The sequence below is a fragment of the Nocardia sp. NPDC058499 genome (genome assembly GCF_042719915.1).
Classification (GTDB): Bacteria; Actinomycetota; Actinomycetes; order Mycobacteriales; family Mycobacteriaceae; genus Nocardia.
Map to the genome: position 1 here is coordinate 432,250 of NZ_JBHXMZ010000002.1, position 22,856 is coordinate 455,105.

Below are 22,856 nucleotides of genomic sequence, written 5' to 3' on the forward strand. Positions count from 1 at the left end.
TCAGCGCAGGTTTGCGTTACGGGGGTGGGCGCGGCGATGACCGGCCCGGCGATCGGACCGGCCGCGTGGCGGCCCGTATCCGGTCAACCCGGCCCGGAACAACCCGTAGGTGATCCGCCGTTGCGCGGACGCCGCCAGTGCGTCGCGGAGCGGGCCGTCGCGCAATACGGCGCCGGTGCCGAGCAGACCTTCGACAACGGCCAGCGCACCGGCGGTATCGCCGTGATCCAGACGTTCCCGGACACCGGCAAGACAATCCGGTTGCCGGTGGGCCCGATCGATGGCCCGCAGGCAGGGCAGCGGAGTACCGGTCAGCGCGACCAGCAGTTCCTCCCGCCGGATCTCCGCGGGATCGTGATCGAGCGCCGCCAGCACACCGTCGAGCAACCCGATGCGATGCTGCTCGCCGCGACACTCCACCGAGAACGGCCGGTCGGCCGGGTCGGCGGACCGCTGTGGTGCGGCCGGGGTCCACTGCGGTACCAGGGCGGCGGCAACCAGCGGATGCAGCCGGTCCGCTGTTATCGCGCCGGCCCGGAGCAGTGCCAGATCGGGCAGCGTCCATGTCGCCGCATCGGGCAGCACCGGCAGCGCGGACACCGCGCCACGCGGGTAGGACTCCGCGATCCGCAAGGCGGGCGGGCCGGGATCCGGGGAAAGCTCGACGACCAGTGGGCGCCGCGACCCGGTCCGCACCCGCAGCGGTCCGGCCGACCGGCCTTCGGCGCGCAACAGTATCGCCGCCTCGGCCGCCCATCTGTCCACGGCACAACCTTCGGGCACGGTATCCGCCAGGTTGGGATCGGCACGACCGCTGTCTGCGAAATCGGCGTTCTCCGAACGTATTCGAAGCTCGCGCGACCTTCGGGCGTCCCACAGATGACGGTGGAGGTCGAGCCGGAAACGCCGGTCGGGCCGCGGATGCGGATAGGGACCGGCACGGGACCCGTCCCACAGTGCGAGACCGATCCGTTGACCGGCCTCCGCCCAAGCCGGGGCGGTCCGGGCGACGAGATGGACCGAACCGATACCACCACAAGGGCTTCGATAATCCGGCGGATCGTATCGGGCCAGCGCGACGGTGGTGCCCGGCCGGAGCAAACCGTCCGGAGCAACCCGGGGCAGGTGCCAGCGCAACAGGTCTGGAGCCAGATGGCGCAGATCCGCACGCACCCGGTCCGCGACCTCACGGCCGCGTATTCGCGCCAGCGTACGTAAATCGATATCGGTATCGAAACCCGCTGCGGCACATGCCCCCGCCCAATCGCCGACGGTCCGGCGGGCAGTCGCGGTTTCGATCATGGAAGGCGGCACGGCGAACTCACGCACGCGCAGCCAGAAGGAAAGGCGGGAATCGTTCCCATTCGTGTTCGGAGTGCGCATCAGCACTCACCTGGCACGAAGGGGACCCCCAATCTTTGCTCGGAACGAGTCATCACGGAGTTGATCATAACGTTCGGAGCCGGCCCCGGCTATACCTGCTCCGATCCGGTTCGGCCACGCAGCCGAAATCCGGTCGGCCACGCGCCGGGATCCGGTCAGCCCCCGTCGAGAGCCGGCCGGTCGCCCGCCCCGGGGGCCGCGGGATTCCCCACCCTGGAGCCGGGGCACCACAACTGCCCCCATGTCTCGACCACATCAGGAGAGACGCCCAGGCGCGACCGATCCGGCACCTCGCACACCACCGGCGCTGCGGCCGGCCACGGGACCCGCGACGGAACCACATCGGCGACCATTCCGCCGGACCGGCCCAGCAGCCATCCGGCCGCCTGACGCCGTGCCGATCACCTCGAAGACAGCGGCGCGACGCTCGTATCGAACAGGAGAAAATCAGCACTTGCTTATACCCCATGGGGGTATTAATGTTCCCAATGTCGAACCGAAAAGGACCCAGGAGGCCCGACATGAACGCCACCGCCCACACACACCACACCGCCGACGAACACCACACCCCGGGCACTCCCCGCGGGCACGCACACCACACCCCGGACCCCCACGGCGGGCACACCGGCACGACTCCGGGCGGCTTGCAGATCACCGAAGCGGGTTACACTCTGGCGCTCGAGACCCCGATCGCCGCTGCCGGTGAGATCGACTTCCGGTTCCGGATCCTCGGCCCGGACGGCGCGGTGGTCACCGATTTCACCCCCATCCACGAACGCGAACTACATCTGATCGTGGCGCGCCGCGAACTGACCGGCTTTCAGCACGTACACCCGGTACGCGACGAGCACGGCATCTGGTCGATTCGCCTCGACCTGACCGAGCCCGGCGCTTACCGCGTATTCACCGATATAGCGCCCCGGGCACTCGGGCGCACGCTCACCCTCGGCGCCGATCTCGCCGTCGCGGGGAATTACGAACCCCGCCACACCCCCACCACAGAGCGCACGATCACGGTCGACGACTACCAGGTCACCGTCGAGGGCGACCTGATTCCCGGCGCAGGCCGCACCTTGAACTTCACCATCCACAAGGACGGCGCACCGGTCACCGACCTCGCCCCCTACCTCGGCGCATACGGGCACCTTGTCGTTCTGCGCGCCGGCGACCTCGCCTATGTCCACGTCCACCCCAGCGGCGAACCCGGGGACGGGTTCACCCCGGCCGGGCCCGGAATCGACTTCCACACCGTGGCGCCCGGGCCGGGTACGTACCGGCTTTTCCTCGATTTCCGCCACCGCGGGCTCGTGCGGACCGCGGCGTTCACCTTGAACGCAACACCGGCCACCCACTGACCGACCCCCTTGGTGATCGCCCGGAGTTACGGCCGACCTCTCTCTCAATACCCTACCCGGGTAGAGTAAATAGGAATCGTCATGACAACGCAGACACGTCCCACGACCAGCCGGTGGGATGTCGCCGGCGTTCATCCCCTCGCTGGGTACCGCTATCGGCGCGGCCCGGCCCGAAGAAGGCGGACTCGCCTCCGGCATCGTCAATGTCAGCTACCAGATCGGTTCGGCAATCGGCCTGGCGGCGATGACCGCACTGGCCGCCGCGTTCGGCGCCGGCCAGCTCACCGATCTGCCACAACTCACCGACGGCTATTCGGCCGCGTTCCTCGGCGCGGGCGCCATCGCGCTCGTGGGCGCAGGCCTGACCGCCGCCACCATGTCGTCACCGTCACCGGAATGACCTGCGGATGCTGCGTTACCTCGGTGCGCAAAGAGGTCGAGCGAGTCTCCGGCGTCATCGCCGTGGCCGTCGACCTCGGCACCGGGGCAGTCAGCATCGAGAGCACCACCCCTATCGACCCCGGCCTGATCGCGAGCGCGATCGGACGGGCCGGGTACACCGTCACCGAATAACACCCGCCGCGACGACACCACACCGGGCGGGCCCTCCACGGAGGGTCCGCCCGAACCGCCGGCCTCGAACACAGAGGTATCGTGGTGAGCGGCGCGAGCCTCCCGGAGGGTCCGATGATCACCTCACTGTTCGCCCACCGCGATTACCTACGACTCTTCATCGCCCAGATCTCGGCATTGTTCGGCACCGGATTGACCACCGTGGCCCTGGGACTGCTCGCCTATGAGCTCGCCGGCGCCGATGCGGCTGCCGTCCTCGGCCTCGCACTCACCATCAAGATGGTCGTCTACGTCACGGTGGCACCTGTCGTCGGCGCCTACGCGGATCGTATTCCACGCCGGACATTCCTGGTGGGTCTCAACATCATTCGAGCGGGCGTGGTGGCGGTGCTGCCGTTCGCCGACCAGATCTGGCAGATCTACGTGCTGATCGCGGTCCTGCAAACCGCCTCGGCCGCCTTCACCCCCACCTATCAGGCCGTTATCCCCGATATCCTCCCCGACGAACGCGACTACACGAGGGCACTGTCGGCCGCGCAACTGGCCGCGACCATGGAGACTCTGCTCAGTCCGATGCTGGCAGCGGCCGCGCTGGCCCTCATCAGTTTCCACTGGCTGTTCGTGGGCACCGCGATCGGTTTCGTCGTCTCTGCCGTACTCGTGGTGACTACCCGTATCCCGGACGCCGGCGCCGCGGCGGAGGGGTCTTTCCGCGAACGCATCGCGCTGGGCATGCGGATTTTCCTGGCCACACCCCGGCTGCGCGGGTTGCTCGCGCTCAACCTCGTCATCGCGGCCGCGGGGTCGATCGTCATGGTCAACACCGTCAACTACGCCCGTGACACCCTGGGCGGCGATCAGGCCGATGTGGCGAAACTTCTGGCGGCCAACGGTTTCGGCACCATGGTCATCGCGCTCGCACTACCCCGGATTCTCGACCGGGCCGGTGCCCGTCCGGTCATGCTCACCGGCGCCGCCGTCCTGGTCACCGGACTCGCGGCCGCCGTCGCGCTCGCTGCGACCGAGACCGGGGAGTGGCACCGGATCGCCGCGCCGGCCGTCTGGGCGATCATCGGAGCGGGCACCGCGGCCGTGCTCACCCCGACCGGGCAAGTTCTGCGACGCTCGTCGCATCCCGCGGATCGCCCGGCCCTCTTCGCCGCCCAGTTCTCGCTGTCCCACGTCGCCTGGCTGGCCACCTACCCGCTCACCGGTTGGCTCACCACCACCGCCGGGCTCACCACGACCTGGGTTGTTCTCGCCGTCCTCGCCACCGGCGCGGCCGCCGTCGCGGTCCGCCTGTGGCCCCGTCACGACCCCGCCGAACTGACCCACCTCCACGAGATCGGAACCATCGATCCCGCCCGCCTGACCGACGCCGTCCGCCTGAACGACCGTCTCTACCGGCACACGCACGTTTACGTCATCGACGCCGAACACCCCCGGTGGCCCGCCCGACACCATGCGCCGGCAGTATGAACCCGAGGCGGCGCTCACCAGCGGTTACGTGTCTCCTCCGCCCAGCCGACCGCACCGTCGAGGTCCAGCCAGCGGCCCTCGTCGGTGCGGGCGCGGCCGTGGAAAGTCCCGAAGCACTGGTGGACGTCGTTGGCCAGCACCAGCAGATCGGTTTTCGCCGTGCGCGTATGGAACGGCCGGAATTCGGCTTCGACCCGTTCGCCGCTGATACGCCAGGGCCGCAACCAATTCTCGCGGTCGTAGTCCCAGCGCAATTCGTCACTGATCTTGTGGACCCGGCCGTCCACGAGGAGAGCGTTCTCGGTGCTGCCGGTACCTTCGGTCCATTTACCACCGAACTGGATCCCGAGACCCGGCTGGTAACCGGCGGCCCAGTTCCAGCTGATGGCATACGGCCATTTCCCGCGGCCGTGGTCCAGCACCGCGAAAGCGTCGTCGAATACGTACTCCCGCGCCCCCAGTGTCAGAGTCCCGGAAGCCGGCCGGCCCACATCCTTGACCGTGTACTGGAAACGCCGCGGACTCCACGGCACGACCACCCCCAGGGATTCGTGGCCCGGCGGCAGCTCCGCCCGGACCGATACCCGCACACCGGTCGCGCGGGCCTCGATCACGGTCCCCGACGCGTCGTTCGACAATTCGATATCGACGCCCCCGCCACGCACCGAGTTCACCCCTTCCCCGCTGCGCTCCCCCAGCACCGCTCCTCGCCCGAACGGCACCACCGCGTCCCGCGTGGTCTCTTCACCTGTTTCCCGGTCCAGCACATAGATGCCGTGCACCCCGGCGTAATCGAGCGTGGACGCGACGATCCCCACGATATGTTCCGGGGTGACGACGCCCCAGTACTCCCACCGTTTCCGGCGACCCCACCCGCGGAGATTCCCCCGGTGCAGGGGCCGCCGCGTCCATCCGACAGCGGCGGGGTCGAGCCGGCCGTCCGGGCGGCACAGGTCGACGGATTCGGTGATTTCGCGTTCCGTTGCCATACCCGTCCGCAGCTCCTCACGACTCGGCATCCATATCGCAGCAGAGGACACTACTCGGCCGAGCCCGCCGCACCGGCGACACGATCCACGGGATCGACACCGTAGCGGGTCATGGCCATGGGGCCGCGATTCCCGAACCGTCCGGCGTAATCAGGGTTTGGTGGCCTCGACAAGGGTCCGGGCGGAATACGCGACAAAGGGCCCCTGCTGCTGAATCCGGTCGTGTAGCCGGCGCAGCCGGTCATCGTAGGTTTCGACGGTGAACCCGGGAACCATCCAGACGACCTTCCGCAGGAAATACACCACGGCGCCGATATCGTGGAATTCCATCCGCAACCGTTCGGTGCGCTGGTCGGTGATCGTGAGCCCGGCAGCGCCGGCAGCGGCGGCCTCGTCGGCCGGGTCCCGGGCCCGCCGCGCTTCCGGTTGCGGGCCGAGGAAATATTCGACCAGTTCGAATACGCTCGCCGGCCCGACGTGCTGCGCGAAGTAGGTTCCGCCCGATTGCAGCACCCGGGCGATCTCGTCCCACCGGATGGTCGCCGGATGCCGGCAGGTGACCAGGTCGAACGCCGCGTCGGCGAACGGCAGCGGAGCCTCGTCGGGGGTGGCGACGACGACCACACCTCGCGGATGCAACCGCGCGGTGGCCTTCGCGATATTCGGCGGCCACGATTCGGTGGCCACCATGGTCGGCGGGAACGTCTCGGCACCGGCGAGGACCTCACCGCCACCGGTCTGGATATCCAGCGCCGCGGTGGCAGTTTCCAGCCGGGCGCTCATGAGCCGCTGGTACCCCCAGGACGGGCGCGCTTCGGTGGCCCGGCCGTCGAGCCAGGAGAAATCCCAGCCCGCGACGGATACCGACGCGGCTTCCTCGACGAGGTCCTGGAAAGTCCGATCCATGGGGGAAGAGCCTGCCATCGGGACGGTCCGGGGTCGACCGATTTCCGGTGCCGCGGAGACCCGCGCGGTCGGCGAGGCCCTCCGGGAGACCGGGCGCGGCTCGGTCACCACCTGTTTTGCGGCGCCAACAGGCAGATGCGGGCACGGGTAGGCTGGTGAGCAGTGTGCTCCGGCGACCGAGGGAGTGCGAAAACGATGGAGTGGCTGCTGATTGCCGCGGCGATCGTCGCGGTGGCGTTGATTCTGGTGTGGCGGTCCCGGCAGCGTGAACAACGCGCGATCGAGCTGACCGACGCACTCGCCGACGCCCGCCGCACCAACGAACGCCTGGGTGGGCAGATCTACAACCTGGCCGGCACCAACACCGCCGCAAAACAGGCACTCGCCGACGCCGCGGAACGCCATAACGCCGCCGGCGGCCAGCTCGACCAGGCCGCGTCCGCTGCGCAGGCGCAGCTGGCGAAGCAAACCGCTGTCGAAGGCCTGTACTACATCCGTGCCGCCCGTATCGCCATGGAGATGGATCCCGGGCCCGCGGTGCCCGAACTGGAGGGCCGGGCGACCGCGGGCGAGGTCAGCGAAGACCGCGAGATCGACTTCGAGAACCGCCGAATAGCCGCCTCACCCCGCCCCTCGTCCACGACACCGAACTACTATCCCGGCGGACGAGTGGCCGGTCGGCCGGTCCCGGCCGGTTGGTATTCCGAACCGTGGTGGCGGCCCGCCATGATCGCGGGTGCCTGGGGTATCGGCTCGACACTGCTGTTCACGTCGCTTTTCACCGGTATGGCGGGCGTCGGCTACGGCGCGCAGGGTTTCGAGAACGGCTACGGCGAGGGATTCCAGGACGGGCTCTCGGCCGGTGACCAGGGCGCAGACGCCGGAGGCGGCGACAGCGGGGGCGACTGGGGCGGGTTCGACGCCGGCGGATTCGACTTCTGAGCGTCATGGAGGCAGGAATCGAACCCGCGACTCCCCACGTGCCGAATTGGGAACCTACCGACTGAGCTACTCCATGGCCGGAAACATCGTATCCGGGTCCCGCCGTAGAATTGTGGCATAGACCAGCGCATCGGACCGGCCACCTGGAAGGTAGGCAAACCAATGACGCATCACCATGATCCCCTCGCCGCCGGCACCCACACCGCCCATATCTGGCTGCGTGCCGTCGCCGACGACCTGGGCACCGAAGATCTCACGTTCGCCCTGCGGGCACTGCGCGCCTGGATGCACACTGTCCGTGACAGGATAAGCGTCGCGAATTCCGCACATCTCACCGCTCAGCTACCGGATTTCCTGCGCGGTATCTGGTACGAGGGATGGGTACCGAGCCGAGTGCCGGGCGGACACGGCATCGCGGATTTCGTCGAGGAGTTCGCGCAACGGGCAGGTATCTCCGTGGGCGATGTCGCGTTCACGGCGGGCTGCGTAACCTCCGCGCTGGACCGGATGATGTCGCCCGGCCAGCTGAACCACGTATTCGCCGTGTTCCCGGACCGGTTGACCAGCGTGCTCCGGGGTCAGGAGTCGCTGGCCGGAGCCTGAACCACGCCGGAGGCCGTCAACAATCGAATCGACCATCCCCGGGTGCCCTGCGGGCGACCGTCGCCGGCCGAGTACCACGGCTGAAGGGAGCGGTATGCCGGGCACATCGCGAAACGAACTCTGGCCGGCGCTACGGGTGGACGAGTGGACCGCCACCCGTGACACCTTGCATATGTGGACACAGATCATCGGCAAACTGCGCCTGGCCCAGGCGCCTGAGGTCAATCACTGGTGGCATGTCCCCCTCTATGTCTCCGCCCGCGGTTTGACGACCTCGGCCATCCCCTACGACCAGGGCATATTCGATATCGAGTTCGATTTCATCGACCATCAGCTACACATCCGCGCCGGCACCGGCGCGCGACACCGGATCAATCTGGAGCCCAAGTCCGTGGCCGCCTTCTACGCCGAGGTCATGGCCGCGCTGCACGCACTGGATATCGAGATAACGATTCTGGCCAGACCGGTCGAGGTCGAAACAGCGATCCCGTTCGCGGAGGACATCACGCACGCGGCCTACGACCGGGATCACGCGCACACCTTCTGGCGCCAGCTGGTGGCTGCCGACCGTGTCCTGAACCGGTTCCGCGGGCAGTTCACCGGCAAGGCCAGCCCCGTGCACTTCTTCTGGGGGGCGATGGACCTGGCCTACAGCCGATTCTCCGGGCGCACTGCTCCGCCCCATCCAGGCGGTGCGCCGAACTGCGCCGACTGGGTCATGGTCGAAGGCTATTCACGCGAGCTGGCCAGTGCCGGATTCTGGCCCGGCGGCACGGCCGAGGGCAGTTTCTACGCCTACGCCTACCCTGAACCCAGCGGCTACGCGGACACACCTATCCGTCCACCGGCGGGCTACTACGACGCCGCGATCCACGAATTCCTGCTTCCCTATGAGACCGTGCGCTGCGCCGACGAGCCCGAAGCGACCGTGCTGGAGTTCCTGCAATCAACCTATGAGGCAGCCGCCGGCGTCGGCTGGGACCGCGAACTTCTGGACGTCGACCCCGCGCACCGGACAGCCACCCGCTACGTCACAGAGCCACACTGAGCGGACCCCGATGGCATCCGGTTCTGCTGTTCGACCGGCGAGCCGGTTGCCAGGCCGCCGGCCGGCTGGATCGCCCGGGACGCCGCCGGCAGCCGGGTAACGGGCGCGAACTCATTTTCCGGGGCCGTTGGGCCATTTCAGCAGCGATCCGGCGTCGATCCGAATGTGCTGGCCGGTGATGTAGCGGCTCTCGTCGCTCGCCAGGAAAACGCCCAGGTTCGCCGAATCCTCCGGTTCGATATACGGGATCGGCATCGCCTGGAAGAGGGTGAACAACGGTTCGGCGTCTGCACGGGTCGCCGTCTTTCCTGCCGCCCGGAGGTCGGGCCGGAACACGCCGTACATGCCCTCGTTCTGCAATAGATGGGTATTGCAGTTCGTCGGATGGATCGCGTTGATCCGGATCATTCTCGGTGCGAGCACGAGACACATCTCGTCCACGTACTCCATGACGATGCGTTTGCTCCAGCCGTACCCCGCGCCACCGGGACCCATATCCGGGTTGTCGGTGGTGCCGCGGATCATGCCGGCGGTCGATCCGGTGACGATGATCGACGCTCCGTCGGGCAGCTGCGGGATGGCGACCGCCACGGTATTCATCACGCCCAGCAGATCGACATCGGAGGCGTCGACGAAGTGCATCGGGTCGGGCTCGCCCATCGCCATCGGCAGGATCCCGGCGTTCGCGACGACGATATCGAGTCCGCCCAGACCGCGCACACCTGCTTCGACTGCCTCGCGCAGCTCGCTGCGTTCGCGTACATCGGCTACTCGGGCCACCACTCGCCGGCCGCAGCCTTCGACAGCACGCTCCGTCTCGGCAAGATCTTCGGGGCCGGCCAGGGGGTAGGGGTTGGACGGGATATCGCGGCAGATGTCCAGCGCGATGATATCCGCGCCCTCCTTCGCCATCGCGACGGCATGCGCGCGACCCTGCCCGCGCGCGGCCCCGGTGATGAGAGCGACTTTGCCCTCCAGTTTGCCTGACATGTGCTGTTCTCCTTCTCTCGAACAGAGCACCTCACCGGTTCGAACCGTGGCGCAGCGCACCGAAACGCGGTATTCCGAGCATCATGCGGGTGAGGTGGTGCATCCCGGCGGCCGGTAACAACCTGTTGGCGATCAACAGCATTCGGGCGTCGGGGCCGATAGCCCGGCGGGTGAACGGCCGGCCGGTCTCGAGGGCCGCGGCCAATCCGTCGGCGAATTTCCCCGGGGACCGAGCAGCCGATTTCATGGCCTTGCGGCCACGTGCATCCATCGTCCGGTGATGCGGCGCGTAGGGCCCGTGCAGATCGCGGCAGTCGATGGTCCCGGCATCGGTGATGATGTCGGTTTCATAGGTTCCGGTGACGAGGATCGTCACACCGATACCGAACGGGGCTGTTTCACCGGCCAGGGCCTCCCCCCAGCGCTCCATCGCGGCTTTGACGGCGGCATAGGGTGCGGTAGCGGGCATCCCGCGAACGGCGGCTTGGCTCGACACCAGCACGATCCGCCCCCCGCCGGCAGCGCGCATCGACGGCAACAGCGCGGAGGTCAAGGCGACCGGACCTGTCACCGAGGTGGCGAACATCCGATCCCACACATCGGCCGGCGTCTCTTCCGCCATTCCGGCAGCCGAGATTCCGGCGTTGTGGATCAGCGCGTCCGGTGCACCCACCGATTCCTGGATCGCGGCGGCGGCTCGTTCGATCGATACCGGATCGGTCAGATCGAGCGCTACGCCGATGATGCGCGGATCGCGTTCGGCAGCCCCGGTGACGTGGCGTAGGTTCGCCATACCCGCCTCCACCGAACGCATCGCAGCCACGACGGTCCAACCGTCGCGGTACAGCCGCGCTGCCGAGGCGAGTCCGAGGCCACGCGCGGCGCCGGTGATAACGGCACTTCGGCTTTGCGCGCCGGATCGGGCCGGGCTCATCGCGTCAGCACCGGAAGTCGTGCCCAGCCCCGGACGCTCGAGGTGTGCGCACGCTCGGCGTTCGCGTAGTCGACCTGCCAGTCGGGCCATCGCTGGAGCACCTCCTCGAAGGCGACTCTGGCCTCGAGGCGGGCGAGTGCCGATCCGAGACAGAAATGCACGCCGTGCCCGAAGCTCAGGTGGCCGGTCGTGCGATGGATGTCGTAGGTATCCGGATCCGTGAACCGCGATTCGTCCCGGTTCGCCGATCCGTTGAGCAACAGCATGTACGACCCTGCGGGCACGGTATGGCCGTAGTACGTGGTATCGCGTGCTACGTACCGGGCCTGCACCGGCGACGGCGGCTCGAATCGCAATGTCTCCTCGATCGCTCCCGGAAGCAACAAGGGGTCCGCAGCAAGCTCACGTCGCTGTTCGGGATGGTCCGACAGCAATTGGCCCATGAACCCGATGAGCCGGGCGGTGGTCTCGTTACCCGCGCCGGCGATCATCGCCGTATAGGCCAGGACCTCCGTGCGGGTGAGTTGCCGGACGGTGCCGTCCGCTTCCTCGATTTCCGCGTTCAGCAGATCGGTCATCAGATCGTCGGAGGGGTGGGCGGCGCGCCATTCGATGTACTCGGCGAACATGATGATCGATTCTTCGAACAGCTTCGGATTGATCTCCCCCGGTGTGAAGCCGGCCGCGAGCTCGATCCTGATACCGGCCCTGTCGCGGATGTCCGCCTGGTCCTGTTCCGGAATTCCCAGCAGGTACCCGATGGTTTGCATCGGCATCATCGCCCCGAGGTGCGCGATGAAATCGAACCCACCTGCACCGACGAGCGGATCGAGTGCCCGCCGGCAGAATCCACGGACGAGATCCTCCACCGCCAGCATGCGTCGCGGCGTGAACACCTTGGACAGCAGTTTGCGATGCAGGTCGTGCAGCGGAGGGTCTTCGAACAGGAGAATGCCCGGCGGCACTTCCATGTTGTTGAACAGAATATCGGCCGTTGTCCCACGCCCGGACCGGAAGGTCTCCCAGTCGGGCAGTGCCTCGGCGACATCGTCGTACCGGCTCAACGCATAGAAGCCGAATCTGTCGTTGTGGTACAGCGGCGCTTCGGCCCGCATGCGCTTCCATATCGGGTACGGGTCGTCGTCGATATCGAAATCGAACGGGTCGTAATACACAGTGGCCGGACCGGTGGTCGCCATGCTCGAATCCTCTCGACCGGACGCTTTTTCGGCTCTTCTCATAGGGGTTGGTTCTCCACGCCCGGGAACAGTTGCTCGGTGGACCCGGACGTCACCCATCCGCCGAGTTTGGTGACCAGATGCGGCGCGAAAACAGCGCTGTACATGGCGGTTCCGATCGCGACAACAGCCACCACCGACAACGCCGACGAACCGATGCGGGTCTTTGCCTTCGCATCGGCCCATATGTCGATGATGGTGCGCCCCTCGGTATCCGTCCGGCCGAGAATGTAGGTGAACACCATCATCTGGAGAGCCATGGCGACGGTGTCGTAGATCGGATACTGGTGTTTCGTGCCTTCGAAGATCGCCATCCCCGGGAGCACCCGCCCGTAGTAGAACAGGCCGAGCTGGGCCCCGACGATGGCATTGAACAGGAACGCCCATACGAACCCGACGACGAACCCCACTGTCAGGAACACGGTGGGCCGGCGCCACCCGAATCTCGAGATCAGCAGTCGTCCGAGGCCGACGCCGATAAAGGCGGGTAGGACGAAGTAGGCGATGTAGCCCGGGGGAACCGATGCGGGCAATCCGCCCCAGGTCATGTTCAGCGGCCACCACGAGGGCATCCGCGGGATGGCCGGCGGAAACTGTGCGTACACCGCCCAGTCGTACGGTGCCTCGATCCACGAGATCGAGATCGCCGCAATACAAACCAGCAGCAGCGGATGTAGCCGGCGCCGGCGGATCGACAGATACGTGCCGAGGGCGACGAAGGTGATGCCACCGGTATACGCGAACGCGATCGAGACCGTCAGTAATGGGGTCAACTCGGTGTTCACCGATCGCTCTCCTTCGACGGCCGGCGTCGCGCCTCCGGATCGAACCGGTACACGAGACCGACGACGAGAACGAAGATGACCACCATCGACCCCACCATGATGAGTTGCCCCATACCTCGAACCCCTCACTTGCAATCAACTCGCACCGCGAACCTAATAATTGTTCCATCGCTACGATAGCCAACTCGACACCGTCCCGCCCCACTTTTCGAACACTTCGACCCCGGGGGATTACGACGAACGCTCAGCGAACTGCGCTGGCCGATATGATCGCGCTGGTGGAAACCGTTTCCCTACCACGCCAAGAAACGCGATGCCCGGCGATATCCGATAGACCACAACCCATACCGGGGATACCGCCGATCTGCCCGAGGGCACCGCTCAGCGGGCACTCAACCAAAGATCTGTTCTGTTCACGCTTTCCATCGATCCCGCCACGTTCGCGCCGGAGCGCTCATGCAGTGCGCTGGACGACTCCCCGCAGCACGGTATCCCGCACATGGATCTGAGAGGCCCGCGTGCCCAGGTCACGTACGATGTTCTCCGGGAACCAGCCGAGCCCGATCACACACCGGGCGAGCATTTCGTTGGACGGACTGTCGATACCGATCTCACCGGATCGAATACCCTCGGCGAGGAGGGTTTTCATCTGACGGACCCGTTTGGCGAACATCCAGCCGGGGTTCGGGGTATCGGGCGGGCACTGCCGCATCCAGGCGAGCTGAATGCGGAACTCGTCACCGAAACGATCCAGCGCATTGGTATTGAGCCAGCTCAGCGCGTCCAGCTTCTCGACCGCCGAGGATTCCGACCGCAGTACATCGGTCCAGCCGACGGCGATCTTCTCGCCGAACGAGCGCATGATCGTGATCAGCAATTCCTCTTTCGACCCGATGAGCCGGTACACGGTTCCGGTGCCGAGACCGGCCGCCGCGGCGATATCGCGCACCGTCGTACTCTCATAGCCGCGCCGGCCGAATTCGGCGCGCGCGACCGCGCGGACACGTGCCGCTTTGTCGTCGGGATCATCCTCCGCATCGGACCAGGTCCGCACCACACCGTCGGCCGCACGGAATGCGGCGGACCCGTCGAGCTCGTCATCGGCCGGCGGGTCCGTCGCCAGCCCCTCCAGCAGGATCCGGCACAGCAGAGTGGCGACTCGTTCCACCGGCGCATTGTGCCGGATAACATCCAGCCCCACCTGCAACATCGACTGGCAGATCCGATCGGCGAGGACCGGCAGATCGACGTCTGCCCTGAGATACCCGCCCCATTTAGCTGCCCGCAGAGTCTGCAGCATCGCCTCGAGGATCGCCGTGGGCTGGCGGCGGATCATCGAAATGAGTTCCGGATTGGCGCTGGGTCCCTCATAGAACGACATCTGCAGTGCCGCGCGGTGAGCCACCGCACAGCGCGCGATCGCCGATCCGAGCTCGGCGATCCGATCGAACGCCGAGCGCGAATCCGGACCGTTCAACCTCTCTTGCGCATCGACGGCAACTTCGTCCAGATCGGCGTGATAGCGCCGGAGCAGTTCGACGAGAATTGCTTCCTTGGATTCGAAGTGGTGATACAGGCTGCCGGGCAGAATCCCGCACGCATCGGCGATTTCCTGCAACGAGGTGCGCAAACCCGAGCGGGCGATCAAACCGGCCGCGGTCTGGAGTATCTCGGTGCGCCGGGTGCCGTCGTCGTAGGCACGGCCGCCATCACCCTGCTGCACCGTCACCTGTCCACGCCCCACAACTCCTCCACAGCGCATCTCCCGGCCGTGACCGAGCCGGCACAGTCCGGGCCGTCGAACGACCGTGGCCACCCGATTCGCCGATACCCAATATTTGTTCGAAGGTACCAGAAGCCCGGTATCACAGGGCGTTGCGGCCTGCCGCGGGCACCTACCCGTAGTAGCCGTACCGTGGCCCCGGTACGGCTACTACGCCGAGCGCCGCTCCGGGCCCGGACTAGGAAGTGGACGTGGGCAGTCTCTGCGCCAGATCGAGGACGGTCACTGTATCGGTGCCGGTCTTCTTCAGCCGCTCGGAGGAACGGAAGCCCAGGTCGACATCGTGCGCCTGGGCACGCAGCGCTCCGACCGTGACGTCCTCCCTGTTCAAGTGCCCGAACATATCGAAGGAGTACAGCCGGAGGGCGTTCTGGTGGGTGATCTTGTCCACCTCGTCATCGGGCACGCCGCCGAGATTCCCGGCCAGCGATTCCGGCGCCAGCGGCCAGGTCGAATCGGAATGCGGGTAATCGCATTCCCACGCGACCATATCGAGGTTCAGCTTATGACGGCTCTCCACACCGAAACCATCGTCGATGAAGCACAACGCAATACGTTCGAGGAAGACTTCGCTGGGCAGTTTGTCGCCGAAGTTCTGGTGCGTCCACGCCCGGTGCATCTTGTACACCCGATCGACTCGTTCGAGGAAATACGGCACCCAGCCGATACCACCCTCGGACAGCGCGAAGGTGAGGTCCGGGAACCGCCGCAGTGTGGGCGACCAGATCAGATCGGCGGCCGCCTCGACGATACTCATCGGCTGGAGGGTCATCATGGTGTCCACCGGTGCGTCGATCGAAGTGATGACCACGCTGGACGAGGAACCGATATGCAGGTTCACCACGGTGTTCTCGTCGCTGCACGCCCGCCAGAAGGGATCCCAGTGCGGATCGTGCAGCGAGGGGTATTGCAGTTTGGTGGGATTCTCCGAGAACGAGACCGCGTGACAACCCTTTTTCGCCACCCGCCGCACTTCCTCGGCCATCAGCTCCGGGTCCCAGATCGGCGGTAGGGCTTGCGGAATCATGCGCCCCGGGTACGTCCCGCACCATTCGTCGATATGCCAGTCGTTGTAGGCCCGCAGCACCGCCAGGCCGAGATCCTTGTCCTTGGCGCGCGCGAAGTACTGTCCGCAGAACTGCGGATACGAGGGGAAGTTCAGCGCCGCGGCCACGCCGTTGACGTTCATATCGCGGATACGTTCGTGGATGTCGTAACACCCCTCGCGGATCTCGCTCAACTTGGTGGGTTCGGCGCCGTACTCGTCGGGCGGGCGCCCCGCAACTGCGTTCAGGCCGACATTGGTGGCTTCCTGCCCTTCGAAGACCCAGGCGTCCGTACCATCGGCCCGCTGAATCAGTTCGGGCACATCGTCCCTGTACTTCGCGGGTATGTGGTCATCGAACATATCCGGCGGCTCGACGAGGTGATCGTCGACCGATACGAGGACGAAATCGTTCATATCCATACCGCACTCCTTGGCGTCGCCGTATCGCACGGCGTTGTCGGTGGCCTCCAGGGCTTATCGGGGCACTCCGGCGGCGCGTGGCCGGAAGGGCGCGGGGTTTCCGGATCGAACCCCGCTCCGCGTCGGGGCGGCCGGCGCTCGAACGGCTCGCGCCCACAGGTGTGCACGGTCATCGATCGACCTCGCTCTACCGGATTTCGAGTGCCCCAACTGTAGCCAAGGAACAGATATTTGGTCAATGATGATCCGGTTAGTTCCGGCGGGGCACAGGGGCGACGCCATCCGGGGCAAACGGCCCATGATCACACGAAACCGGCAGCGGCGCCGGGAAAAAGGAAAAGCCACCCGATCATTGACCGCGCCGATCAAGCGTGGCTATTCTCAGAACAAAAGTTAGGTTTGCGGCTCGGCTTCGGTATCCCCCGAGCGGCATTTCACCGCGAATCCACGTAGTGCACCGGCACCGGGAACTCGCAGGCGGAACGAGGTGTCGACAGTGAGTACGACATTGGAACGAGAGACGGCGCGGCCCTACTACGAACCGGTCGGCGACGAGGTCGCGACCTTCACAGCGGCATATCGGCAGCGCATGCCGATCCTGCTGAAGGGGCCGACCGGTTGCGGCAAGACACGTTTCGTCGAAGCGATGGCGCACCAACTGGGCAGACCCTTGGTGACGGTGTCGTGCCACGACGATCTCACGGCGGCCGATCTGGTCGGCCGGTATCTGTTGCGTGGTGGCGAGACGGAGTGGGTCGACGGACCACTGACCAGGGCCGTGCGCACCGGCGCGATCTGCTATCTCGACGAGGTCGTCGAAGCTCGTCAGGACACCACGGTGGTACTGCATCCGCTCGCCGATCACCGGCGCCGGCTACCGCTCGAACGGCTGGGGACAGATATCGTCGCGGATCCCCGGTTCGGATTGGTCGTGTCCTACAACCCCGGATATCAAAGTGTGCTGAAGGACCTCAAGGATTCCACCCGGCAGCGCATGGTGGCGATCACCTTCGACTATCCCGACCCCGAACTGGAACAGTCGATCATTGTCGCGGAATCGGGGGTCGGCGCGGAGACGGCGTCCGAACTGGTGCGGCTGGGTCATGCCATCCGGCGGCTGGAGACCGGCACTCTGCGCGAGGTCGCCTCCACTCGTGTCCTGATCTCCACGGCGCGGCTGATCACCGAAGGATTACCCGCCCGTGCCGCGGCCCGGGCGGCTGTGGCCGGGCCGTTGACCGACGATCCCGTAGCAGCCCGCGGACTGTGCGAACTGATCGAGGCCTACGTGTCCAGCCCGCAGTCGTAGCCGAGCCCCGGCGTCCCGGCCCAGCCAACGAATACCAGCCCATCTCGCAACCGCGGAGGTTGCGGGCAATCAGGAGGAAGCCACCATGGCCTACGAGAGCACGGCGGAACCGATCAAAATCGGTTATCTCATGGACTTCCGGCTCCCCGAGTCCTTCCCCGAGGATATGTACGACGATCTGTCGCTACCGTTCGAGCTCGTTTTCGAGGAGGCACTCGCGGCAGGCGTCATCGATCGCCCGGTGCAGATCGTCTACAAAGAGGTCGAGGGTCTGCCCAAGGGCACGGTCAAAGCTGTGATCGATGGATTCGGTGAACTCGTCGACGAAGGTTGTGTACTGGTCTTCGGGCCCAACATCACCGATAACTGCGTCGCCACCAAGGAGGCCATCGAAAACCGGTTCCGTATCCCCGCCATATCGGTTACCGGCACCGACGACTGGCTCGGTGAATGGACGTTCTCCTTCCCGCAGGGCTCGATGACCGACGAACCGATCTTTTGGGCCGATCTGCTGGCGAAAGCGGGACATTCGACCGTGGGGATGCTCGTCGAGGATTCCCTGATCGGCGAAACCTATCTCCGCAACTTCCGGCGCGCGGCCGCCGGCAAAGGGATTCGTATCGTCGCCGAAGCCGCGATAGCCCAGACAGGACAGGACATCTCCGCAGCGGTGCAGACACTGCACAGTGCGGCACCCGACGCGATCGTGCACTGCGGCTTCGGCTTCGGCATCGTATTCATCAATCCCGCACTGGAAGCGCTCGGCTGGGATCCGCCCCGCTATACCAGCACGGCGTTCCAGAACGCCTGGGTCAATCCGATCATGTGGAAGGCGTTCACCGGCTGGATCGGCGTCGACCAGTACGACGAGACCAATCCGGTCGGGCAGGCCTATCTCGATCGCTTCGAGAAGCGGTACGGCCGACGGCCGCAATACTGCGTGCCGGTGGTCAATCACGATATCGCGCAGACACTGCTGCGCGCGCTCACCGACGCACACCCGCTGAGCCCGCGCGGGATCAAAGAAGCACTCGAACGGGTCAAGATGCTGCCCGCCGCCTCGGGCGCTCCCGGTACTCGCGTATCCCTAGGCAAGTGGACCCGGCGGGCGTGGATGGGCGCGGGCTACCTCGTGGCCCGCCGGCTCGATCCGGACGGAGTCACCTCCTATCTCGTCGACCGATTCGGATCGGACATCTCATGAAGGCGCACGAAACGGTCCCGGCGCGCGATTCCGCCGGGTCCGCGGGTGCCGCGACCACACCGAACTACCTGCGCTGGGGCCTGCTGGCCGTGGCACTTCTGGCCATCGGGGTGGCCGCGGCGTACGCCCGGCGCGGCGCGGTGTCGGACCGGATCCGCAACCCGGAAATCGAAGGGGCACCGCGCCCGGTGGAGCCGCTCTTCGGCTTCGATCACTGGATCGATGTGATCCATATCGGCACGCTCGCCGCGGTACTGCTGGTGATCGGCATCTGGGTCCGGATGTTCCGCCGCAATCCCCGCGACCCCGTTCTGATCATGGGTTTCATGACGACGGCGATCGTCTGGCAGGACCCGATCATGAACTGGGCGCCGTTCGCGGTCTACAACCCCGAACTCTGGCACTGGCCCGAGGATTGGCCCCTGGTATCGCTGTCGCCGACGGTCGAACCCTTCGTCGTCTTCGGGTACGTGCTGTTCTACCTCGGACCCTATTTCCCGGCGATCTGGCTCCTGCGCAAACTCCAGGCGCGGCGGTCCCCGGAGTCGTTCGTCTGGCGGCATCCGCTGATCAGTCTGGCGCTGCTGATCCTGCCCATCGGATTCGTCTTCGACATGATCCTCGAGGTCTCGCTGGTCCGCACCGGGATGTACATCTATTCGCAGGTCATTCCGTTCGGCTCGGTGTTCGCCGGCACGCCCCATCAGTTCCCGCTGCTCTGGGAGTCGCTGGCGGTGACGTTCGTGATGATCCCGGCGGGGGTGCTGATCTATCGGGACGACACCGGGCGCACGGTCGCCGAGAAGCTCGCCGCGCGGGCCAAGATTTTCGCCGGCCGGCCGCTGGTGGGGATGGTGCTGGTGATGTTCGTGATCATGAACGTCTCGTATTTCGTCTACGGCGGGTGGTTCGCGGTCATCAAATGGACCCGGGTCGCGACCTCGGTCGCCTGCCCGTGGCCCTACCCGGAGGCCAAGGTGTACGACCCGCAGGGTTTCTACGAACAGAACGGTCAGCCGGGCCCGTATTCGGCCGGGATCTGGTCGACGTGGATGAGCGCACAACCCGACGGCCGTCCCCATGTCGCGGCACCCGCCGACGGTGGACGATGCGCGCCGGCCGAATGACCCCCACAGAAACGAGCCCGGATCATGGCTGATTCCTTCGTACCGCAATTCGAGTCGAGAATGCTCGTCGACGGCCGGCTCGTCGACGGCGAGGCCGGCACGTTCACCGATATCGACCCGGCCACGGAAGAAGTCCTGGGCGAGGTGGCCGATGCGTCGAACAACGATATGCACCGGGCGATCGACGCGGCCCGTCGCGCATTCGACGACACCACCTGGGCGACCGGTCGCGCCTTTCGCGCACACTGCCTCCGGCAACTGCATACCGCGCTGGTGGGCGAACAGGAGCAGCTGCGTGAGGAACTCATCAGGGAAGCGGGATGCCCGCGGGCGATCACCTACGGGCCCCAGCTCGACGCCCCGCTCGCGGACGCGCTGACCTATCCCGCGGACCTCATCGGCACCTATCCGTGGGAAGTGGACCTCGGTGACGCCTTCGTCCCGCTGACCGGGGTGCTGACAACCCGCAAGGTCGTGCGGGAGCCGGTGGGTGTCGTCGGCGCCATCGTGCCGTGGAATTTTCCGTTCGAGGTCGCGGTCCACAAACTCGGTCAGGCTTTGGCCACCGGGAACACCGTCGTCCTCAAACCGGCCCCGGATACCCCGTTCAACGCTACCCGGATCGGACGCCTGATCGCGGAGCAGACCGATATCCCGGCCGGTGTGGTCAATATCGTCACCGCCTCGGACCATCTGGTGGCCGAGGAGCTCACCCTCTCGCCGAAGGTCGATCTCATCTCGTTCACCGGTTCGACCACCGTCGGGCGGCGCATCATGGCGAAGGGCGCCGCGACCATGAAACGGCTGTTCCTGGAACTCGGTGGGAAATCGGCCACGATCGTCTGCGATGACGCCGATCTCGGGTTCGCCTGCGCCATCGGTATCGCACCCTGTATGCATGCCGGGCAGGGCTGTGCGAACCCGACCCGGATGTTGCTGCCCCGGTCCCGCTACGACGAGGGGGTCGCGCTGTTGAAGGCGATGTACGACAACATCGCCCCCGGCGACCCCCAGGATCCCGCGACACTGTGCGGACCGGTCGTCTCCGCCAAGCAGCGCGATCGTGTACTCGGCTACATCCGGAAAGGTATCGACGAAGGCGCCACTCTGCTCGCCGGTGGTACCGAGGCTCCGGCCGGCCGGGACAAAGGGTTCTGGGTGCAGCCCACCCTGTTCGCCGACGTCGATAATTCGATGACGATCGCGCAGGAGGAGATCTTCGGCCCGGTTCTGTCCGTCATCCCGTACGACGATGACGACGACGCGGTGCGGATCGCCAACGACAGCATGTACGGATTGGCCGGAAATGTGATGTCCGGATCCATCGATCGTGCTCTCGCGCTGGGGCGCCGGCTGCGCGCGGGGTTCATCGGGCTCAACGGCGCCGCGGGCTACAGCGCCGACGTCCCGTTCGGCGGTTACAAGGCCAGCGGTATCGGCCGCCAGAACGGCAGCGTGGGTTTCGACCAGTACACCGAGATCAAATCCATCGCCTATCCCGCCACCCAGGAGAAACTCTGATGCAGTTGTTCGACGATCTGGACGACTTCGGCACCTTCGACGAGGTGGTCTCCGGCAATATCCGCGATCCCTACACCGAATTGGCGCGGCAGCGGCGGGCGGAGCCGGTGCAGCGCATCGATATGTCCACGATGCCGGGAGACGACACCAAACCACTGTTCATCGCCTACCGCTACGACGATATCCGCCATATTCTCCGCGATAACGAAACGTTCTCCTCCGCGATCATCATCCAGGCCTTCGGCGATTCCCTGGGCCGCCACGTCATGCTCGGTATGGACGAACCCGAGCACGGGCGGCATCGCGCACTGGTCTCGAAAGCCTTCGCGCAGAAGGCACTGGCCAAATGGGAGGACAGCCTGGTCCGGACGGTCGGCAACGAGCTGATCGACCGATTCGTGGCGCGGGGTAGCGCCGATCTGGTGAAGGAATTCACGTTTCCGTTCCCGACGCAGATCATCGCCGGGCTGCTGGGGCTGCCCCGCGAAGACTTCGCGCAATTCCAGAAATGGTCCATCTCGCTGCTGAGTTTCACGATCAACCCGGAACGCGGGAAAGCGGCATCGGTTGCGCTCGAGGAGTATTTCGCCCCGATTCTGGCGGCCCGCCGCGCCCAGCCGCGCGACGACCTCATCAGCCGGCTCGCGGCCGCCGAGATCGACGGAGAACACCTCACCGACCCGGAGATCTTCTCCTTCCTGCGACTACTGCTCCCCGCCGGGGTCGAGACAACCTATCGGTCGCTGGGCAACCTCCTGTTCGGATTGTTCACCCATCCGCCACAACTCGCGGCCGTGCGCGCGGATCGGAGCCTGATCCCGCAGGCGATCGAAGAAGCCGTGCGCTGGGAGGCGCCGCTACTCACCATCACCCGCGTCGCGACCACCGATACCGAACTGGGCGGAGTACCGATCCCCGCGGGCTCATCGGTGATGCCGATGCTGGGCGCCGCCAACCGGCAGGAGGACCGATACGACGATCCCGACTCCTTCGATATCTTCCGCCCGGCCCGGCCCGCCATCTCGTGGGGTCACGGTGCGCATATCTGCCTCGGTATGCATCTCGCACGGCTGGAAATGCGCGTGGCTGTGGAACTGCTCCTCGACCGGCTGCCGGATCTGCGGCTCGATCCGGCAGCAGCAGACCCCCATATCCGGGGACAGGTCTTCCGGTCTCCCGCAGCGCTTCCCGTCTTGTTCACGGCCGGTACGGACTGAGC

The 22,856-nt window shown here is 66.1% G+C and carries 20 protein-coding genes, 1 tRNA gene and 1 pseudogene; 12 read left to right on the forward strand and 10 right to left on the reverse strand.

Annotated elements, in window-relative coordinates; translation table 11 throughout:
* Positions 1-1,383 (reverse strand): hypothetical protein, encoded by a 1,383-nt coding sequence (locus tag ACFWPH_RS07175; protein ID WP_378748702.1) that lies wholly within the window; start codon positions 1,381-1,383, stop codon positions 1-3.
* A 521-nt stretch (positions 1,384-1,904) separates the two neighbouring features.
* Between ACFWPH_RS07175 and ACFWPH_RS07180 the strand changes: the two genes are divergently transcribed.
* The 4 genes and pseudogenes from ACFWPH_RS07180 to ACFWPH_RS07195 all read left to right on the forward strand — a co-directional run bounded on the left by ACFWPH_RS07180 (position 1,905) and on the right by ACFWPH_RS07195 (position 4,790).
* The gene (locus ACFWPH_RS07180) at positions 1,905-2,738 is read left to right on the forward strand and encodes a hypothetical protein (RefSeq protein WP_378748703.1); all 834 of its coding nucleotides are present in this window, start codon (positions 1,905-1,907) and stop codon (positions 2,736-2,738) included.
* 109 nt (positions 2,739-2,847) lie between these two features.
* Positions 2,848-3,138, forward strand: a pseudogene (locus ACFWPH_RS07185) (MFS transporter); the annotation flags it as partial.
* Positions 3,135-3,311: a heavy-metal-associated domain-containing protein gene (locus ACFWPH_RS07190; RefSeq protein WP_378748704.1), complete on the forward strand. Its 177-nt coding sequence runs from the start codon at positions 3,135-3,137 to the stop codon at positions 3,309-3,311. The pseudogene ACFWPH_RS07185 and the gene ACFWPH_RS07190, both read left to right, overlap by 4 nt.
* Before the next feature lie 114 nt (positions 3,312-3,425).
* Complete coding sequence (locus ACFWPH_RS07195) at positions 3,426-4,790, forward strand: MFS transporter (RefSeq protein ID WP_378748705.1); 1,365 nt, start codon at positions 3,426-3,428, stop codon at positions 4,788-4,790.
* A 14-nt stretch (positions 4,791-4,804) separates the two neighbouring features.
* Here the strand turns inward: ACFWPH_RS07195 and ACFWPH_RS07200 are convergent, their stop codons facing one another.
* Positions 4,805-5,779: a DUF2804 domain-containing protein gene (locus tag ACFWPH_RS07200; protein WP_378748706.1), complete on the reverse strand. Its 975-nt coding sequence runs from the start codon at positions 5,777-5,779 to the stop codon at positions 4,805-4,807.
* Positions 5,780-5,929: 150 nt separating this feature from the next.
* The gene (locus ACFWPH_RS07205; protein ID WP_378748707.1) at positions 5,930-6,685 is read right to left on the reverse strand and encodes a class I SAM-dependent methyltransferase; all 756 of its coding nucleotides are present in this window, start codon (positions 6,683-6,685) and stop codon (positions 5,930-5,932) included.
* Between the two features lie 195 nt (positions 6,686-6,880).
* Here ACFWPH_RS07205 and ACFWPH_RS07210 point away from each other — a divergent pair, with 195 nt between their 5' ends.
* On the forward strand, positions 6,881-7,627 hold the full coding sequence (locus ACFWPH_RS07210) for a DUF1542 domain-containing protein (protein ID WP_378748708.1): 747 nt from the start codon (positions 6,881-6,883) through the stop codon (positions 7,625-7,627).
* Positions 7,628-7,630: 3 nt separating this feature from the next.
* On the opposite strand, the gene ACFWPH_RS07215 is transcribed toward ACFWPH_RS07210, so the two are convergent.
* A tRNA-Ala gene (locus tag ACFWPH_RS07215) sits at positions 7,631-7,703 on the reverse strand.
* An 86-nt stretch (positions 7,704-7,789) separates the two neighbouring features.
* Between ACFWPH_RS07215 and ACFWPH_RS07220 the strand changes: the two genes are divergently transcribed.
* Both ACFWPH_RS07220 and ACFWPH_RS07225 read left to right on the forward strand, forming a co-directional pair.
* Positions 7,790-8,230: a DUF2267 domain-containing protein gene (locus ACFWPH_RS07220; protein ID WP_378748709.1), complete on the forward strand. Its 441-nt coding sequence runs from the start codon at positions 7,790-7,792 to the stop codon at positions 8,228-8,230.
* Positions 8,231-8,324: 94 nt separating this feature from the next.
* The gene (locus ACFWPH_RS07225; RefSeq protein WP_378748710.1) at positions 8,325-9,278 is read left to right on the forward strand and encodes a DUF5996 family protein; all 954 of its coding nucleotides are present in this window, start codon (positions 8,325-8,327) and stop codon (positions 9,276-9,278) included.
* A gap of 111 nt (positions 9,279-9,389) precedes the next feature.
* Here ACFWPH_RS07225 and ACFWPH_RS07230 read toward each other — a convergent pair whose 3' ends face one another.
* From ACFWPH_RS07230 to ACFWPH_RS07255, 6 genes are all read right to left on the reverse strand, one after another.
* On the reverse strand, positions 9,390-10,268 hold the full coding sequence (locus tag ACFWPH_RS07230) for a mycofactocin-coupled SDR family oxidoreductase (RefSeq protein WP_378748711.1): 879 nt from the start codon (positions 10,266-10,268) through the stop codon (positions 9,390-9,392).
* Between the two features lie 31 nt (positions 10,269-10,299).
* The gene (locus ACFWPH_RS07235; RefSeq protein WP_378748712.1) at positions 10,300-11,202 is read right to left on the reverse strand and encodes an SDR family NAD(P)-dependent oxidoreductase; all 903 of its coding nucleotides are present in this window, start codon (positions 11,200-11,202) and stop codon (positions 10,300-10,302) included.
* Complete coding sequence (locus ACFWPH_RS07240; protein WP_378748713.1) at positions 11,199-12,401, reverse strand: cytochrome P450; 1,203 nt, start codon at positions 12,399-12,401, stop codon at positions 11,199-11,201. The genes ACFWPH_RS07235 and ACFWPH_RS07240 overlap by 4 nt, the downstream gene beginning before the upstream one ends.
* Before the next feature lie 38 nt (positions 12,402-12,439).
* Complete coding sequence (locus ACFWPH_RS07245; RefSeq protein ID WP_378748714.1) at positions 12,440-13,225, reverse strand: spirocyclase AveC family protein; 786 nt, start codon at positions 13,223-13,225, stop codon at positions 12,440-12,442.
* A 454-nt stretch (positions 13,226-13,679) separates the two neighbouring features.
* Entirely contained in the window at positions 13,680-14,969 is a 1,290-nt protein-coding gene (locus ACFWPH_RS07250) for a TetR/AcrR family transcriptional regulator (protein ID WP_378748715.1), read from the reverse strand.
* A 217-nt stretch (positions 14,970-15,186) separates the two neighbouring features.
* Positions 15,187-16,476 (reverse strand): amidohydrolase family protein, encoded by a 1,290-nt coding sequence (locus tag ACFWPH_RS07255; RefSeq protein WP_378748716.1) that lies wholly within the window; start codon positions 16,474-16,476, stop codon positions 15,187-15,189.
* A 496-nt stretch (positions 16,477-16,972) separates the two neighbouring features.
* Between ACFWPH_RS07255 and ACFWPH_RS07260 the strand changes: the two genes are divergently transcribed.
* The 5 genes from ACFWPH_RS07260 to ACFWPH_RS07280 all read left to right on the forward strand — a co-directional run bounded on the left by ACFWPH_RS07260 (position 16,973) and on the right by ACFWPH_RS07280 (position 22,854).
* Positions 16,973-17,785, forward strand: coding sequence for a CbbQ/NirQ/NorQ/GpvN family protein (locus ACFWPH_RS07260; protein WP_378748717.1), 813 nt, complete (start codon positions 16,973-16,975; stop codon positions 17,783-17,785).
* Between the two features lie 85 nt (positions 17,786-17,870).
* Positions 17,871-18,989, forward strand: a complete 1,119-nt coding sequence (locus ACFWPH_RS07265; RefSeq protein ID WP_378748718.1) for an ABC transporter substrate-binding protein — start codon at positions 17,871-17,873, stop codon at positions 18,987-18,989.
* The gene (locus tag ACFWPH_RS07270; RefSeq protein WP_378748719.1) at positions 18,986-20,116 is read left to right on the forward strand and encodes a spirocyclase AveC family protein; all 1,131 of its coding nucleotides are present in this window, start codon (positions 18,986-18,988) and stop codon (positions 20,114-20,116) included. Before ACFWPH_RS07265 ends, ACFWPH_RS07270 begins: the two co-directional genes overlap by 4 nt.
* Positions 20,117-20,176: 60 nt before the next feature.
* The gene (locus tag ACFWPH_RS07275) at positions 20,177-21,637 is read left to right on the forward strand and encodes an aldehyde dehydrogenase family protein (RefSeq protein ID WP_378749419.1); all 1,461 of its coding nucleotides are present in this window, start codon (positions 20,177-20,179) and stop codon (positions 21,635-21,637) included.
* On the forward strand, positions 21,637-22,854 hold the full coding sequence (locus ACFWPH_RS07280; protein WP_378748720.1) for a cytochrome P450: 1,218 nt from the start codon (positions 21,637-21,639) through the stop codon (positions 22,852-22,854). The genes ACFWPH_RS07275 and ACFWPH_RS07280 overlap by 1 nt, the downstream gene beginning before the upstream one ends.
* The last annotated feature ends 2 nt before the right edge of the window (positions 22,855-22,856 follow it).

Coding starts and splice junctions, on each gene's coding strand:
- ACFWPH_RS07175 (WP_378748702.1), bottom strand. CDS start 1,383: ATGCGCACTCCGAACACGAATGGGAACGATTCCCGCCTTTCCTTCTGG.
- ACFWPH_RS07180 (WP_378748703.1), top strand. CDS start 1,905: ATGAACGCCACCGCCCACACACACCACACCGCCGACGAACACCACACC.
- ACFWPH_RS07190 (WP_378748704.1), top strand. CDS start 3,135: ATGACCTGCGGATGCTGCGTTACCTCGGTGCGCAAAGAGGTCGAGCGA.
- ACFWPH_RS07195 (WP_378748705.1), top strand. CDS start 3,426: ATGATCACCTCACTGTTCGCCCACCGCGATTACCTACGACTCTTCATC.
- ACFWPH_RS07200 (WP_378748706.1), bottom strand. CDS start 5,779: ATGGCAACGGAACGCGAAATCACCGAATCCGTCGACCTGTGCCGCCCG.
- ACFWPH_RS07205 (WP_378748707.1), bottom strand. CDS start 6,685: ATGGATCGGACTTTCCAGGACCTCGTCGAGGAAGCCGCGTCGGTATCC.
- ACFWPH_RS07210 (WP_378748708.1), top strand. CDS start 6,881: ATGGAGTGGCTGCTGATTGCCGCGGCGATCGTCGCGGTGGCGTTGATT.
- ACFWPH_RS07220 (WP_378748709.1), top strand. CDS start 7,790: ATGACGCATCACCATGATCCCCTCGCCGCCGGCACCCACACCGCCCAT.
- ACFWPH_RS07225 (WP_378748710.1), top strand. CDS start 8,325: ATGCCGGGCACATCGCGAAACGAACTCTGGCCGGCGCTACGGGTGGAC.
- ACFWPH_RS07230 (WP_378748711.1), bottom strand. CDS start 10,268: ATGTCAGGCAAACTGGAGGGCAAAGTCGCTCTCATCACCGGGGCCGCG.
- ACFWPH_RS07235 (WP_378748712.1), bottom strand. CDS start 11,202: ATGAGCCCGGCCCGATCCGGCGCGCAAAGCCGAAGTGCCGTTATCACC.
- ACFWPH_RS07240 (WP_378748713.1), bottom strand. CDS start 12,401: ATGGCGACCACCGGTCCGGCCACTGTGTATTACGACCCGTTCGATTTC.
- ACFWPH_RS07255 (WP_378748716.1), bottom strand. CDS start 16,476: ATGGATATGAACGATTTCGTCCTCGTATCGGTCGACGATCACCTCGTC.
- ACFWPH_RS07265 (WP_378748718.1), top strand. CDS start 17,871: ATGGCCTACGAGAGCACGGCGGAACCGATCAAAATCGGTTATCTCATG.
- ACFWPH_RS07270 (WP_378748719.1), top strand. CDS start 18,986: ATGAAGGCGCACGAAACGGTCCCGGCGCGCGATTCCGCCGGGTCCGCG.
- ACFWPH_RS07275 (WP_378749419.1), top strand. CDS start 20,177: ATGCTCGTCGACGGCCGGCTCGTCGACGGCGAGGCCGGCACGTTCACC.
- ACFWPH_RS07280 (WP_378748720.1), top strand. CDS start 21,637: ATGCAGTTGTTCGACGATCTGGACGACTTCGGCACCTTCGACGAGGTG.